Genomic DNA, 14,259 nt, shown 5'->3' with positions numbered 1-14,259 from the left:
GATGAAAGTGGAACAAACAGTCGCTCCGGTTGAAATGAAAAAAAGAAAAGATATTGCTTTTTATAACTATGAATATACGACACTGGACCAAGTTAAAATCAGTCCGCTTGATCGCGGCTATTACTTCGGCGACGGTGTCTATGAAGTGACGAAAGTACACAATGGTAAATGCTTTGCTCTTTCGTACCACCTTGATCGTCTTTACCGGTCGTTGCGGCTCATGAAAATTCCGGCGACGATCGCGCCGGACGAATTAACGGAGTTGCATGACGTTCTGGTCGAAGAAAGCGGTATCCAAAACGGTTCCGTTTACCTACAGATCTCCCGCGGTACCGCACCGCGTGTGCATGCTTTTCCGGAAGGGATTACGCCCAATATTTTGATGTACGTCAACGAAGATAATCCCCACAAAGCGGAATTGGCGGAAAATGGAGCGAAAGTTATTACCATTGATGATATCCGCTGGCAGCATTGCGACATCAAAAGTTTAAATTTGATCCCCAATGTACTGGGAGCGGAAAAAGCGCGCCAAAAAAAATGTGCGGAAGCGTTCCAGTTCCGTGGCGATGAATTAATGGAAGGTACCAGCTCGAACGTTTTCATGGTACGTGACGGTATTTTGTGGACACGTCCCACGGATGATTTGATTTTGAAAGGTATCACCCGCCAGCTGATCATTACAAAAGTAGCACCGAGTTGCGGCGTCACCGTGATTGAGCGTAAAATTGATCGGGAATATCTGGCGAAAGCGGAAGAAGTATTCTATACAAGCACGACCGCCGGCATTATTCCGGTTCTGGAGATTGATAAAGAAACGGTGGGAGACGGCACGATCGGACCGGTCACGAAAGCGTTGCAGGAACGGTATGCAGGTCTGATGGCGGAAGGGCTGCCGTGATTTTTTAAACGAAAATAAAAGCTTTACTTTTTACTTGAATTCAGGTAAACTTAACAAGTGAATTTCGACTTTGCTCGGTTGGCCGAATCTCCGACGGTATACTTGGCAAAGCGCAGATGAAATCAAGGAGGAATTACTATGTTGACTTTGGAACAGAAACAGAAACTTATCGAGGAAAACCGCGTTCACGACACGGACACCGGTTCTCCGGAAGTGCAAATTGCGATTTTGACGGCTCGTATTAACTACCTGACCGATCATTTGAAAGAGCACAAGAAAGATCATCATTCCCGTCGCGGCCTGTTGAAATTGGTTGGTCAGCGTCGCGGTTTGTTGGATTACCTGCGTCGCAAAGATATCGAACGCTATCGTAATCTCTTGGACAAATTGAATTTGCGCAAATAAGAATGAAAAGGAGCGGTTGAGCCGCTTCTTTTTTATTTTGCAAAAGCAGATAATTTTTTTGTAGAAATATTTAAATTTTATGATATTTACACATATTGGTTGCGCGAGATACGTGACTTTTGTTAAAATTATCATTAGGTATTAGGATGTAGTCATAATTTAGCGAAAGGAGTCGCCATGAAATTAGTCAGAGACCAGCGACGAGAAAAGATCGTCACCATGCTGCGCGAGCAACCGTTTTTGACGGATGAAGACTTAGCTGACGGCTTGGGCGTTTCGGTGGCGACGATTCGTTTGGACAGAACCGCGTTGGATATACCGGAAGTACGCGTGCGGCTACGCAAAGCCGCTGCTAAAAACGCGCCTCCGACGGAGCCAAAAGCGGTATACGGTAAATTATTGGAATACAATTCCAAACGCTCCGCGTTATCGATGCTGACCGTGACGCCTCATCTGGTCGATGCTACCGGATTTGTACCGGTCCAGACGCTTTACGGAATGGCAACGGCGTTGGGGGACAAAGTTCTGGATTTACCCAGTGCGGTATGCGGCGTCGGGAACATTAAATATAAAGCACCGGTGCGCGTTGGTGACACGCTTGTTTGGAAACTTACGGTTGTGCGTCAGCGAGGTTCGGAACATTACGTTTGGGCCAAATGTTTACGTGATTGCGCCGAAGTGTTTCGAGCTAAATTTATTTTAAAATCATATTCTGAGGTGCGACTATGAAAGCAATAGCAGTAGATGCAATGGGTGGAGATTACGCGCCCGTGGAAATTGTTCGCGGTGCATTGGATGCGGTTCGATCTTGGCGGATCCCGGTGATTCTCGTCGGGGATGAGACGCAGATTTTGCCCCTTGTCAAAGCAGCGGGAATGACCAATGACCCGTTGGTAAAAGTTCAGCATGCAAGTCAGGTCATCGGGATGGATGAACATCCGGGGATGGCGTACCGCAAAAAGAAAGATGCTTCGATCGTGGTGGCCGCGAAGCTGGTTAAAGAAGGTCATTGCGGTGCGTTGGTTGCGCCCGGTTCGACGGGGGCCGCTGTAACGGCAGGTCTGTTCGGCTTGGGGCGTATTAAAGGAATTCGTCGGCCGGCGATCGCAACTCCTTTGCCGACACAGGATGGCGGCACCACGCTTTTGATTGATTCGGGGGCTAGTGCTAATCCCGGAGTCGAAAATTTGTTGCAAAATGCTTTGCTGGGGCACGTGTTTATGCAACGCGTATATGGTATTGTGGAGCCGCGTGTCGGTTTGCTGAACATCGGTACCGAAGAAATCAAAGGCAGCAATGTCGTTACGGAAGTATATCCTAAGATGCAAGAACAATCGGTTTACCGATTTATCGGCAATGTCGAAGGACGAGATATTCCGAAGCGTGTGGCCGATGTCGTTGTGTGCGACGGCTTTACGGGCAATGTCGTTTTAAAATTTGCGGAAGGCATGGCCACTATGATGATGCATCTTTTAAAAGATGCGGTAATGAAAAACGGTTGGCGCGCCAAATTAGGCGGTTGGCTTTTACGGCCGGCGCTGAAGCAGGCGTTGAAAAAAGTGGATTACGCGGAGTACGGCGGCGCACCGCTTTTGGGTGTCGAAGGCGGTTTGGTGATTTGCCATGGCGCATCCAAGGCAAGGGCGATTCAAAATGCCGTACGACTTGCATCACATATTGCGGATTCAGAAATGGTAGAACATATCAAAACAGCTTTAGAAACGGTGGACGCAACGAATGAAGAGTAGTACGTTGCGGCAGATCGGAGTTTTAGGAACCGGCTCGTATGTGCCGGAACATATCCTTACTAATGCGGATTTAGAAAAAATGGTAGACACGTCAGATGAATGGATTCGGACACGCACGGGAATTCGTGAACGGAGAATTGCCGAGCCCGGAACCTCGACGGTCTCGTTAGCGAAAAAAGCGGCAGAAAAAGCAATAGCGGATGCCGGTGTTACTGCAGAGGAAATTGATCTCGTGGTCGTGGCGACATGTACGCAAGATACCATTGCACCTTCGACCGCGTGCGCTTTACAGGATATATTGGGGATTCCCGCGGCGGGCGCATTTGATCTGTCTGCCGGATGTAGCGGTTTCGTGTATGCGACCGCAGTAGCGAGTCAAATGTTAGCTACCGGTTTATATCAGAAGGCGTTGGTTGTCGGTGCAGAAGTGCTGAGCCGTTTTGTGGATTGGACAGATCGAAACACCTGCGTCCTTTTCGGCGATGGCGCCGGTGCAGTTGTTTTGGGAGAAGTGGCTACCGGAGGTATTGGCGGGATCGATCTCGGATCGGATGGTTCCGGTCGCGGCGCGCTGGGGATTTTCGGCGGACCTTTTCATGGTGATTTGCATTCGGAGCTTGCCGATCAGAAAATGTTCATTCGCATGAATGGTAAAGATGTCTTTAAATTTGCGGTAAAAGTTATTGGCGAATCTACCGGAAGAGCGCTTGCTAAATGTGGGCTTACCTATGATGATGTAGACCTTTTGATTCCGCATCAGGCGAACGAGCGGATCATTCAAGCTGCTGCCAAAAAAATATCCTTGCCCTTAGAACGCATTTTTGAAAATTTGGATCGCTACGGTAATACGTCCAGCGCATCGATTGCAATCGCATTGGATGAAGCGGTGCATGCCGGTCGAATTAAAAGCGGCGATCAGGTCGTCCTAGTGGGATTCGGTGCCGGCTTAACCTGGGCTAGCCTTTGTATGGAATGGCGGTAGCGGAATGAAAACGAAACTGACAGAATTATTGGGAATTGAAGCACCGATTATTCAAGGCGGTATGGCTTGGCTAGGAACTTGGGAATTAGCCTCCGCTGTTTCGGAGGCAGGCGGCCTCGGTGTGATTGGGGCCGGTAATATGCCGGGTGATCTTCTTCGTGAACAGATCCGGCAAGTGAAAGCGCATACGACGAAACCCTTCGGTGTCAATTTGATGCTGCGTTCACCTTTTGTTGAAGAGTGTGTAGCAGCCGTTTGTGAGGAAAAAGTACCGGTTATTACAACCGGGGCGGGAAATCCGGGAAAGTACATTGAACGCTTTAAAGCATCCGGCGCCAAGGTTATTCCTGTCGTTTCCGCTGTGGCGTTAGCTAAACGGTTGGCAAGCGTCGGAGTCGATGCCATTATTGCAGAAGGACTGGAAAGCGGCGGCCATGTCGGCAAGGTAACCACCTTGGCGCTGGTACCGCAAGTGGTAGATGCAGTAGAACTGCCCGTTATTGCGGCCGGCGGTATTGCCGATGGTCGAGCTTTGGTCGCTATGTTGGCATTGGGAGCGGTCGGAGTGCAGATGGGCACACGTTTTGTAGCCAGTGAAGAATGTATCGCCCATCCGGCATATAAAGAAGCGCTTTTAAAAGCACGGGATCGTTCAACGGTGATTACCGGGCGTACGACGGGGCATCCTGTGCGCGTGATCGCCAACGCTCTTTCCCGACAGTATGAAAAACTGGAAAGCATCAACGCGCCGTTAGCGGAAATTGAGGGTCTTGGCGCGGGGAGTTTGCGTCGGGCGGCGATTTTGGGAGATACGAAGACAGGATCGATCATGGTCGGACAAATTGCAGGCTTAGTGAACGATATCAAACCGGTATGTGAAATTATTACTGCGATTATCAGAGAAGCTGTCGTCGCGCAGCAACGTATCAGCGAGGTGAAGGTATGAAAACGGCATTTTTGTTTCCCGGTCAGGGCTCGCAAAAAGTAGGAATGATGCAGGACTTGGCTGCGCAATATGAAAGCGTACGCAACCGTTTTGAAGAAGCGGATGAAGCGCTTGGCTGGAAGCTGAGTGAATTGATTTTTGAAGGTCCGGCAGAAAAATTACAGCAGACTCAGTATACCCAGCCGGCGATTTTGACGGCAAGCGTAGCGGCCTATGATCTGCTCGCACAAGCGGGCATTACCGCGGAATATCTTGCGGGTCATAGCTTAGGAGAATATTCGGCACTTGTGGCGGCGGGCTCCATTTCATTTGTGGATGCGGTACGTACTGTACACGCGCGCGGCAAATTTATGCAGGAAGCCGTGCCGATCGGAGAGGGCGGTATGGCGGCAATCATTCGCCTGGAACGCGAAAAAATTATCACGATTTGCGAAGAGTTTTCGGCACAAGGGAAAATCGTGCAAGCCGTGAATTTCAACTGCCCAGGACAAGTAGTCATTGCGGGGACAACCGATGCGGTGGCGGCGGCATGTGAGAAGATGAAAGAAGCGGGCGCGCGTCGCGCGATTCCGTTGCCGGTTTCGGCACCGTTTCACAGCACATTGATGCAACCGGCAGCCGAAAAATTGGCGCAAGTCTTGCATACGATTGAGATCAAAGAGGCGCGAATTCCCGTGATTGCCAATGTGCATGCCCAACCGGTTCATACGAGCGCAGAAATTCGTGAGTCGTTAGTCGAACAGGCAGCCCATCCGGTCCTTTGGGAAGACAGCATGCATGTGCTTTTGACTAAAGGTGTGGATACGATGGTGGAAGTGGGTCCTGGTACTGTCTTAAGCGGTTTTATGAAAAAAATTGAATCCGGTGTGCATCTGGAGCATGTCGAAAATGTGAGCAGTTTAGAGGCTACCTTGGCATATTTTGAGGAGGCACAAAATGGCAACTAAAACAGCACTTGTTACCGGCGCATCGCGCGGCATCGGACGGGCAGTGGCAGTCGCTTTGGCGCAGGCCGGGTATGATGTTGCGATTAATTATTCCAGTAACGTAAGCGCGGCGGAAGAAGCGGCACAAGCGGTGAAAGCATGCGGTCAAAAAGCTGTTTTAGTACAGGGGGACGTTTCCCGAAAAGAGGAAGCGGAACTCATTGTGGCCGAAACGCAAAAAGAATTTTCGCATATCGACGTGCTGGTAAATAACGCCGGCATTACCCGTGACACCCTGGTGCGGCGGATGAAAGAAGCCGACTGGGACGCTGTTTTAAACACCAACTTAAAAGGTGTTTTCTTGATGACGCAAGCCGTCATCGGCGATATGTTTAAGCAACGCCGCGGTGTCATTATTAATATGAGCTCCGTCGTCGGTGTGACGGGTAATATCGGGCAGGCCAATTATGCTGCTGCCAAAGCGGGCGTTATCGGCTTGACGAAAGCGAACGCGAAAGAATTTGCCACGCGCGGCATTCGTGTAAATGCGATTGCACCCGGGTTTATTCATACCGATATGACCAGCGGATTGCCGGACAAAATCAAAGAAAGTCTGATCAAGCAAATTCCTCTGGGAGCGATGGGAGATCCGGAAGACATAGCCGCCGCGGTACGTTTTCTGGCCTCCGACGAGGCGAAGTACATTACCGGGCAAGTGTTACAAGTCAACGGCGGCATGGCTATGTAGTTGATGATGCTACCGGGGCAGTTTGTCATGGCCCGTTAGATGTAATATAATAAACCAAAACCGGAAAGGTGGTGAAACCATGAACAATACATTTGAAAAGGTACGCGCGATCGTTGTAGAACAGCTGGGTGTGGATGAAGCGGATGTACAAATCGACTCCACTTTCATTGATGATCTGGGCGCGGATTCTTTGGATATCGTTGAATTGATTATGGCGTTTGAAGAAGAATTTGAAATTGAAATCCCTGATGATGTAGCCGAAAAAATTAAAACCGTTAAAGATACGGTCGACTACATTGACAAGAATATTGCGTAATTGAGGTCGAAACCGGGAAGCGCTCGCCTCCCGGTTTTCCCGTTTTATGCTCTTATCATAAGATCAGCTGTCGTGTCGATTAGAACTACACAACAGCTTTATAATAGCAATATGCATGACATTGTGGTGAAGTGCTACAATAAAATATGTAACAGCACTTACGCAGGCGTGATGAATCATAGATAATGAAACTGGACGAGGTGGAAAATATGCGCAAGCGCGTAGCAGTAACAGGTCTTGGTATTATTTCTCCGGTTGGTATCGGTAAAGAGACCGTATGGCAAAATTTATTGGCAGGGAAATCGGGTATTAAACGGATCACTGCGTTTGACACGACGGATTTTGCCGTGCGCATTGCCGGTGAGGTCGAAGGTTTTACCGCGACCGATTATATGGATCGTAAAGAAGCGCGCCATATGGATCGATTTGCTCATTTTGGTGTGGCCGCGGCCAAAATGGCGGTGGAAGACGCTAAGATTGATTGGAACGCGTTGGACCATGATCGGATCGGCGCGGTGGTCGGCACCGGCATCGGTGGCATCACCACGATCGAAGAAGCGTCGGATCGTCTTGCGAACCGCGGCCCTTCCCGCGTGAGTCCGTTCGCGATTCCGATGATGATTGCCAACATGGCAGCGGGCCAAATTTCCATCGCACTGGATGTACGCGGTCCGGTCATTACGGATGTGACGGCCTGCGCATCGGGGACAAATGCGATTGGTGATGCGCTGCGCATGATTCGTTACGGTGATGCGGATATTGTCATTGCGGGCGGTGCCGAAGCGGCCATCAGTCCGTTGCCGTTTGCCGGTTTTATCGCAATGAAAGCGCTCTCCACGTTTGACGGTGAGCCGGAGGAAGCATCGCGTCCGTTTGATGCAACACGTGACGGTTTCGTTTTCGGTGAGGGCGCGGCCATGCTCGTACTGGAAGAATGGGACCATGCGGTCGAACGCGGCGCGCATATTTATGCGGAATTGTGCGGCTATGGGTCGAATGGTGATGCGTACCATATTACGGCACCGGCTCCGGAAGGTTGCCAGGCCCAAAAGTGTATGGAAAGAGCATTACAGGATGCGCAATTAACTGTGCAGGATATTGATTATATCAATGCGCACGGAACGGCGACGCCGCTCAATGATAAAAATGAAACGCACGCTATCCGCGCATTGTTTGGTGCGGAAGCAGATCGCTTGGTGGTAAACTCCACCAAATCAATGACCGGCCATTTGCTTGGTGCTGCCGGTGCTGTGGAAGCGGTCGTTATGGCGCTTTCGATTGAAAATGACGAAGTTCATCCGACGATCAACTTGAAACATCCGGATCCGGATTGTGATTTGGACTATGTGACGGAAGGCGCGCGCAAAGTGAAAGTACGTGCGGCCATGTCAAACTCATTCGGCTTCGGTGGGCAAAATGCGGTGATTATAATGCGCAAACCGAAAGGAAATGACTGATGACTCCATCGGAAGTGCGGCGTAAACAGATTCAGGATTTTGCCGCTACGAATCATATTCCGGTACGGGATCATTCCCTTTTGAGTACGGCTCTGACGCATACATCCTATGCGAATGAACATCGGCAACAGGGCATACACGATAATGAGCGGCTCGAGTTTTTAGGTGATGCCGTGCTGGACTTGGTAATTGGGGAGTATCTTTTTCGTAAATATCCGGCTTGGCCCGAAGGAGATTTGACACGCGCCAAAGCCAGTGCTGTTTGTGAGCCTGCGTTGGCCTCTTGCGCCCGTAAATTTCACCTGGGTGAAACCTTGCGACTGGGTAAAGGAGAAGAACACACCGGGGGACGACAACGAGCATCGATTCTGGCGGATGCATTTGAAGCGGTAGTTGGAGCGATTTATCTTGATACATCATACGAAACGGCCACGGAATTTATTATGGAGCATTTGAAACCGTACCTGGATCTGATTGACAGAGGCGACTACACGCGCGACTATAAAACGGAGTTGCAGGAATTTTTGCAGCAGGATGGAGATGTGGATCTCCGTTATAATTTGCTGCGTGATGAAGGTCCGGATCATGATAAAATATTTTATATGGAAGTGGAATTAAACGGAGAGGCAGTTGCCTCCGGTGTAGGGAAAAGCAAAAAAGCGGCCGCGCAACAAGCAGCGCAAGCCGCATTGCAAAAGTTAGAGACAAATGGAGGGGCGCGGTCATGACCGCGCTTTTTTTACAATGAGAGAAGCGATTATTCCCATCTTTATTCCGCATGACGGTTGTCCGTATCGTTGCAGTTTTTGCAACCAGTGGAAATTGACGGCACAGACAGAGCGTACTACGCCGGCTATGGTCGCGAAAACGATTGCGGAATATCTTGCTTCAACGACGCGACCGTACCGCTGGCAAGTGGCGTTCTACGGCGGCTCTTTTACCGCGCTCAGTGAAGAGCGGCAGCGGGCACTGCTCGCGCCGGCCAAATATGCATGGGAAAAAGGTGATGTGGCTGCATTGCGCCTCTCTACGCGACCGGACTGTATTAGTGGTGAAAATACCGCTTTTTTATATGCGCACGGCGTACGTACGGTAGAGCTCGGTGTGCAAAGTTTAGATGACAGCGTTTTATGGCAGGCCCATCGCGGCCATCGCAGTGCGGTGGTAGTAAAAGCGGTAGAAATTCTTCGCGAAGGCGGTATGCAGGTAGGTATACAGCTTTTGCCCGGTCTTTATGGCGAAACCTTTGCGACATTGCGCAAGACCATTCGGGCAACGGTCGCTCTGACCCCCGATTTTGTACGAATTTATCCGGCGTTAGTGCTGCGTGATACATTGCTGGAACGACAATATCGTAACGGCGATTATCAGCCTTTAACGCTTGCACAGGCGATCTTGGTGGGTGCATGGTGGAGACGTTATCTGGCAAAGCATAATATTCCTGTCATTCGGATCGGTTTGCAGGCGACGCAAGATCTGGATTCGCATGCTGCGTATGTCGCGGGACCGTACCATCCGGCGTTGGGAGAGTTGACCATCGCGCGATCGTATGCGCAGGAACTTAAAAAAGGTTTCCGACAGGCGCGCGGGCCGGTGACAATCACTTACTCAACACGTGACGCCAGTAAAGTGCGCGGACACAAAAATGCCAATATCAAAAAATACCAAGAAAAATACGCCGGTCCGATTACTTGGCGGGAATCTGTTGACATGCCGCCGGGAACAGTCTCTTTTACCACCGCAACGCAAACATACCAATGGCGGTTGGAATCGCCATTGTACTGTCAATGACAAGATTGAAAAGAGTATTTTAAAGGATATGCTATAATAAAAAACAACTTTAAAATGAACGCATTGAGGTATATATGAAGAAAATAATCAGTATTTCAATACTGTTTGTTCTACTCGTCGCAGGAGGCGCTCTGCTTTACGGTAAAAATCCGTTGGTACAAAGCAAGCCTGTAACGGTACGGATCGAGGCGGCGCAAACGGGAGCGGAAATAGCCCAAATCCTTGCGGATAAAAATATCATTTGGAATCCGCATATCTTTCGTGCCGCACTATACTTGAGCGGGAACGTCGATAAGCTCCAAGAAGGGCATTATGATCTCATGACGAACATGTCGATGCCGGCCGTAATCGCCGCCTTGCGTGACGGACGACCCGCTGCTCGGCAGGTGGTGATCCCGGAAGGATTCACCGTGTCGCAAATTGCGAAACGACTGGATCGGTTGGGTATCGCTAAGAAGCATGATTTCTTAGAGGCGGCGAAGGTTTATAGTTTGCCTGCAGATATGCAGAGCACACGAGCTACCGACTATCCGGTAGAAGGATTTTTGTTTCCTTCTACGTATGATGTTCCGGACGGTGCATCGGTCAATGATATCATCGCGCATATGAATCGAGAAATGCAAAAGCAACTGACACCCGAATTGCGGCAAGAAATCACTGCGCAGGGATTCAGTCTGCATGACTTCATCACATTGGCGTCCCTGGTGGAAAAGGAAGCCATGTATGAGGATGATCGCTATACGATTGCCGCAGTGTTCAAGAAGCGCTTGGCGATCGGTATGCCTCTCCAATCTTGCGCAAGCATCCAGTATATTTTAGGAGAACCGAAACCGGTTTTAAGTATTGCCGATACGCAAATTCCTTCACCGTATAATACCTATTTGCATAAGGGATTGCCGCCGGGACCGGTGGCGGCCCCCGGCAAAGCGGCGATGGATGCGGTATTGCATGCACCGACTACCGAATATTTGTATTTTGTGGCGGACGCTAAAGGATATCACCATTTTGCCAAGACATATGAAGAACATGAAGCCAATATCGACCGATATGCCGCATCTCAATAATCAAGTCAGAGCTTTGCGCCGCTATGGAGACGATATTCGTATACCGCAAATTCGTAAGAGCGAAGAAGATTTATTTCGTTCGGCCGTACTCGCGACGGCTCCGCGTCGGATTTTAGAAATCGGCACGGGGATCGGTTACTCGGCACTTTTGATGGCGACGCTATTGCCGCAGGCGGAGATCGTTACTATTGAGCCGTTTGCTCCGCGGTATCGGGAAGCAAGGAAACGAATGCGACAAGCAGGCGTAGAGAATCGAGTGACGGTGGTGTCGGCGACTGCGGAAGAGGCGTTGCGGGAAATCAAAGGACCGTTTGATCTGCTGTACATTGACGGGTCCAAAGGTCACTACTTGGAGCATTTGCGTTTAGCGGAACCGCTCCTGCAAAAAAATGCGACTATTTTAGCGGATAACGTTTTATTTCGCGGTTATGTATGTGCTGACGATAGCGATGTACCGCGGCGCATGCGAACGATTGCACATCGCATGCGCGCTTTTCTTGCGTATTTGAAAGATCCGCGTTATTTTACGACGAAGATATATGAAACAGGGGATGGTTTTGCCGTCGCCCGACGAAAGGGATAGAAGCATAGTATGAAACCATTGGAACTGCTGGCACCGGCCGGCAATTTGGAAAAGCTTAAATTCGCTATTGAGTATGGAGCCGATGCCGTATACTTAGGCGGTAAGGCATTCGGTTTGCGCGCGTATGGCGGTAATTTTGATACTGCTGAAATGGCGGAAGGTATTCAATTTGCCCATGAACGCGGTAAAAAAGTATATGTCACGGTGAACATCATGGCGCATAACCGGGATTTACCGGAATTGCCTGACTATTTGAAAAGCTTGGATCAGCTCGGGGGGGATGCGCTGATCATTTCCGATCCGGGAGTTTTTATGCTGGCGAAAGAATATGCGCCGCATACAGAACTACATGTTTCTACGCAGGCAAATACTACGAATTGGTCGGCGGCGCGTTTCTGGCAGCAGCAGGGAGCGAGTCGCATTGTACTGGCGAGAGAGCTGTCCCTTGATGAAACGAAGGAAATTCACGAAAAAACAGGTGTTGAAATCGAAAGTTTTGTACACGGCGCGATGTGCATTTCCTATTCGGGGCGATGCCTTTTGAGCAACTATTTTTCAGAAACCCGTGACTCTAATCGCGGCGAATGCATTCAGGCTTGCCGCTACAAATATCGTGTGGTAGAAGAAGCACGACCGGGTGAATATTGGCCCGTCGAAGAAGACGAACGCGGAACGTATATTTTTAATTCCAAAGACTTGTGCTTATTGCCGCTGATCCCGAAGATGGCGGAAGCGGGGATCACCAGCTTTAAAATCGAGGGTCGCATGAAAAGCGCTCATTATGTGGCCACTGTGACCGGCGTTTATCGAAGTGCGCTAGATGCGTATTTGCGGGAGGGCGACGACTACTACGTACGTCCGGAGTGGTATCAGGAGCTGGAAAAAATTTCGCATCGACCGTATACCACCGGTTTTGCTGTGGGACGCCCGAGTGAACAGGATCAAATTTACGGCAGCTCGAGTAACGTGCAAAGCCATGAATTTATCGGCTTGGTTTTGGAATACGATGAGGCAACCCAAACAGCTCTCATCGAGCAGCGCAATCATTTCGCGGTCGGTGAAGTCGTTGAGTTTCGCACGCCGGCAGGAAATGTATTTACGCAGAAAATTGAACAGATGACCGATGAGGAAGGAGAAGCCATTTCCCGAGCGCCGCATCCGCGGATGCTCGTACGTCTGCCGATGCAGCAAGCGGTCACTAAACACAGTCTGATGCGGAGGAAAATCCATGCGTGAGGGCGAAGTGTACTTTCAAACAGAACGTCGCTATATTACGCATGTTGTGCGTATTTTGGAAGGGTACGAATATTTAGGTGTGGTGACAACCGTCGATCCCCGCATGGGGATCGCTCGTGTTCGCGCGACCGAGGATACAAAAGCGGATGTTTGCGCTGTTTTGCAGTCGCTTACAATTCCGCTTCAGATCGCAGAATGCCCTGAAGATTTTGTCAAAAAAGAGTAGCCAAAACGAAAAAATTATGTTAGACTATGAAAGTCAGCAAAACAAAGGAGCAAGGAAAGAAGCACTTGACAAGACCCGGCCGCATCAGTATAATTAATTTTGTTATGACGCATGCTGGCGTAGCTCAATCGGTAGAGCAACTGATTTGTAATCAGTAGGTTGTGGGTTCAAGTCCTATCGCCAGCTCCAGCATTGCATGGAGGGATTCCCGAGCGGCCAAAGGGAGCAGACTGTAAATCTGCCGGCTATTGCCTTCGAAGGTTCGAATCCTTCTCCCTCCACCATTGAACATCGCGGGGTGGAGCAGTTGGTAGCTCGTCGGGCTCATAACCCGAAGGTCGTAGGTTCAAATCCTACCCCCGCAACCAAGTCATCTAATTCCTTTCAGATAAATTGCCAAAGGATAAGCTGATGTAGCTCAGTCGGTAGAGCGTATCCTTGGTAAGGATAAGGTCACCGGTTCAATCCCGGTCATCAGCTCCAGCATGGCGGCGTAGCTCAGTTGGCTAGAGCATGCGGTTCATACCCGCAGTGTCCGGGGTTCAAATCCCTGCGCCGCCACCACTATACCTCTGCAGAGAGGTTTTTTTATTACATAAAATTGGCAAACCCTTGCCGTTATTGTTTTTTTGCGTTAAAATATGAATAGCTATTTTTTATTCAAAGGAGGAAATTACCCCTATGGCAAAAGCACATTTTGAACGCAGCAAACCGCACGTTAATATCGGTACCATCGGTCACGTTGACCATGGTAAAACAACCCTGACCGCAGCGATCACGAAAGTTCTTTCGGAAAGCGGCAAAGCGGAATTCCAGGACTACAGCCAGATCGACAAAGCGCCGGAAGAACGCGAACGCGGTATTACCATCAACACCTCGCACGTAGAATACGAAACCGACAACCGTCACTACGCTCACGTAGACTGCCCGGGT

At 49.8% G+C, this 14,259-nt stretch carries 17 protein-coding genes and 5 tRNA genes; all 22 read left to right on the top strand.

Annotation, left to right across the window (positions count from 1 at the left end; translation table 11 throughout):
• Positions 1-7: 7 nt before the first annotated feature.
• The gene (dat, locus tag KIB08_RS06130; protein ID WP_303990896.1) at positions 8-898 is read left to right on the top strand and encodes a D-amino-acid transaminase; all 891 of its coding nucleotides are present in this window, start codon (positions 8-10) and stop codon (positions 896-898) included.
• 138 nt (positions 899-1,036) lie between these two features.
• Complete coding sequence (rpsO, locus tag KIB08_RS06125; RefSeq protein WP_024049263.1) at positions 1,037-1,303, top strand: 30S ribosomal protein S15; 267 nt, start codon at positions 1,037-1,039, stop codon at positions 1,301-1,303.
• Positions 1,304-1,480: 177 nt separating this feature from the next.
• Positions 1,481-2,032, top strand: coding sequence for a DeoR family transcriptional regulator (locus tag KIB08_RS06120; RefSeq protein ID WP_303990890.1), 552 nt, complete (start codon positions 1,481-1,483; stop codon positions 2,030-2,032).
• A complete protein-coding gene (plsX, locus tag KIB08_RS06115) occupies positions 2,029-3,051 on the top strand; it encodes a phosphate acyltransferase PlsX (RefSeq protein WP_303990887.1) in 1,023 nt (340 codons plus the stop codon). The genes KIB08_RS06120 and plsX overlap by 4 nt, the downstream gene beginning before the upstream one ends.
• A complete protein-coding gene (locus KIB08_RS06110) occupies positions 3,041-4,033 on the top strand; it encodes a beta-ketoacyl-ACP synthase III (RefSeq protein WP_303990885.1) in 993 nt (330 codons plus the stop codon). Before plsX ends, KIB08_RS06110 begins: the two co-directional genes overlap by 11 nt.
• Before the next feature lie 4 nt (positions 4,034-4,037).
• Complete coding sequence (fabK, locus tag KIB08_RS06105; RefSeq protein WP_303990882.1) at positions 4,038-4,979, top strand: enoyl-[acyl-carrier-protein] reductase FabK; 942 nt, start codon at positions 4,038-4,040, stop codon at positions 4,977-4,979.
• Positions 4,976-5,926, top strand: a complete 951-nt coding sequence (gene fabD / locus KIB08_RS06100) for an ACP S-malonyltransferase (RefSeq protein ID WP_303990881.1) — start codon at positions 4,976-4,978, stop codon at positions 5,924-5,926. Before fabK ends, fabD begins: the two co-directional genes overlap by 4 nt.
• The gene (gene fabG / locus KIB08_RS06095) at positions 5,916-6,653 is read left to right on the top strand and encodes a 3-oxoacyl-[acyl-carrier-protein] reductase (RefSeq protein ID WP_303990879.1); all 738 of its coding nucleotides are present in this window, start codon (positions 5,916-5,918) and stop codon (positions 6,651-6,653) included. The genes fabD and fabG overlap by 11 nt, the downstream gene beginning before the upstream one ends.
• A 79-nt stretch (positions 6,654-6,732) precedes the next feature.
• Entirely contained in the window at positions 6,733-6,969 is a 237-nt protein-coding gene (locus KIB08_RS06090; protein WP_024049256.1) for an acyl carrier protein, read from the top strand.
• A 209-nt stretch (positions 6,970-7,178) separates the two neighbouring features.
• Entirely contained in the window at positions 7,179-8,426 is a 1,248-nt protein-coding gene (gene fabF, locus KIB08_RS06085; protein WP_303990873.1) for a beta-ketoacyl-ACP synthase II, read from the top strand.
• Positions 8,426-9,154, top strand: a complete 729-nt coding sequence (gene rnc / locus KIB08_RS06080) for a ribonuclease III (RefSeq protein ID WP_303990870.1) — start codon at positions 8,426-8,428, stop codon at positions 9,152-9,154. The genes fabF and rnc overlap by 1 nt, the downstream gene beginning before the upstream one ends.
• A gap of 16 nt (positions 9,155-9,170) precedes the next feature.
• Positions 9,171-10,217, top strand: coding sequence for an elongator complex protein 3 (locus KIB08_RS06075; protein ID WP_303990867.1), 1,047 nt, complete (start codon positions 9,171-9,173; stop codon positions 10,215-10,217).
• A gap of 74 nt (positions 10,218-10,291) precedes the next feature.
• Entirely contained in the window at positions 10,292-11,281 is a 990-nt protein-coding gene (mltG, locus tag KIB08_RS06070; protein ID WP_303990865.1) for an endolytic transglycosylase MltG, read from the top strand.
• Complete coding sequence (locus tag KIB08_RS06065; RefSeq protein ID WP_303990862.1) at positions 11,244-11,864, top strand: O-methyltransferase; 621 nt, start codon at positions 11,244-11,246, stop codon at positions 11,862-11,864. The genes mltG and KIB08_RS06065 overlap by 38 nt, the downstream gene beginning before the upstream one ends.
• A 9-nt stretch (positions 11,865-11,873) precedes the next feature.
• The gene (locus KIB08_RS06060) at positions 11,874-13,100 is read left to right on the top strand and encodes a peptidase U32 family protein (RefSeq protein ID WP_303990858.1); all 1,227 of its coding nucleotides are present in this window, start codon (positions 11,874-11,876) and stop codon (positions 13,098-13,100) included.
• Positions 13,093-13,326, top strand: coding sequence for a DUF4911 domain-containing protein (locus tag KIB08_RS06055; RefSeq protein ID WP_303990855.1), 234 nt, complete (start codon positions 13,093-13,095; stop codon positions 13,324-13,326). Before KIB08_RS06060 ends, KIB08_RS06055 begins: the two co-directional genes overlap by 8 nt.
• 113 nt (positions 13,327-13,439) lie before the next feature.
• Positions 13,440-13,515 (top strand) — tRNA-Thr (locus tag KIB08_RS06050).
• A gap of 9 nt (positions 13,516-13,524) precedes the next feature.
• Positions 13,525-13,610, top strand: a tRNA-Tyr gene (locus KIB08_RS06045).
• 8 nt (positions 13,611-13,618) lie between these two features.
• Positions 13,619-13,694, top strand: a tRNA-Met gene (locus KIB08_RS06040).
• Positions 13,695-13,733: 39 nt separating this feature from the next.
• A tRNA-Thr gene (locus tag KIB08_RS06035) sits at positions 13,734-13,809 on the top strand.
• A gap of 4 nt (positions 13,810-13,813) precedes the next feature.
• Positions 13,814-13,890 (top strand) — tRNA-Met (locus KIB08_RS06030).
• 117 nt (positions 13,891-14,007) lie between these two features.
• A partial coding sequence (locus KIB08_RS06025; protein ID WP_303989444.1) for a GTP-binding protein occupies positions 14,008-14,259 on the top strand: 252 nt, incomplete at its 3' end.

The organism is Negativicoccus succinicivorans (genome assembly GCF_018372215.1).
GTDB lineage: Bacteria > Bacillota > Negativicutes > Veillonellales > Negativicoccaceae > Negativicoccus.
Note: the sequence above shows the minus strand (reverse complement) of the source record. Positions and strands in the feature narration are given on the sequence as shown.

Excerpts from the sequence above, each read along its gene's own strand:
- plsX (WP_303990887.1), top strand. The coding sequence starts at position 2,029 with ATGAAAGCAATAGCAGTAGATGCAATGGGTGGAGATTACGCGCCCGTG.
- fabK (WP_303990882.1), top strand. The coding sequence starts at position 4,038 with ATGAAAACGAAACTGACAGAATTATTGGGAATTGAAGCACCGATTATT.
- rpsO (WP_024049263.1), top strand. The coding sequence starts at position 1,037 with ATGTTGACTTTGGAACAGAAACAGAAACTTATCGAGGAAAACCGCGTT.
- KIB08_RS06065 (WP_303990862.1), top strand. The coding sequence starts at position 11,244 with ATGAAGCCAATATCGACCGATATGCCGCATCTCAATAATCAAGTCAGA.
- fabF (WP_303990873.1), top strand. The coding sequence starts at position 7,179 with ATGCGCAAGCGCGTAGCAGTAACAGGTCTTGGTATTATTTCTCCGGTT.
- KIB08_RS06110 (WP_303990885.1), top strand. The coding sequence starts at position 3,041 with ATGAAGAGTAGTACGTTGCGGCAGATCGGAGTTTTAGGAACCGGCTCG.
- fabD (WP_303990881.1), top strand. The coding sequence starts at position 4,976 with ATGAAAACGGCATTTTTGTTTCCCGGTCAGGGCTCGCAAAAAGTAGGA.
- KIB08_RS06055 (WP_303990855.1), top strand. The coding sequence starts at position 13,093 with ATGCGTGAGGGCGAAGTGTACTTTCAAACAGAACGTCGCTATATTACG.
- KIB08_RS06120 (WP_303990890.1), top strand. The coding sequence starts at position 1,481 with ATGAAATTAGTCAGAGACCAGCGACGAGAAAAGATCGTCACCATGCTG.
- fabG (WP_303990879.1), top strand. The coding sequence starts at position 5,916 with ATGGCAACTAAAACAGCACTTGTTACCGGCGCATCGCGCGGCATCGGA.
- KIB08_RS06060 (WP_303990858.1), top strand. The coding sequence starts at position 11,874 with ATGAAACCATTGGAACTGCTGGCACCGGCCGGCAATTTGGAAAAGCTT.
- KIB08_RS06090 (WP_024049256.1), top strand. The coding sequence starts at position 6,733 with ATGAACAATACATTTGAAAAGGTACGCGCGATCGTTGTAGAACAGCTG.
- mltG (WP_303990865.1), top strand. The coding sequence starts at position 10,292 with ATGAAGAAAATAATCAGTATTTCAATACTGTTTGTTCTACTCGTCGCA.
- rnc (WP_303990870.1), top strand. The coding sequence starts at position 8,426 with ATGACTCCATCGGAAGTGCGGCGTAAACAGATTCAGGATTTTGCCGCT.
- KIB08_RS06075 (WP_303990867.1), top strand. The coding sequence starts at position 9,171 with ATGAGAGAAGCGATTATTCCCATCTTTATTCCGCATGACGGTTGTCCG.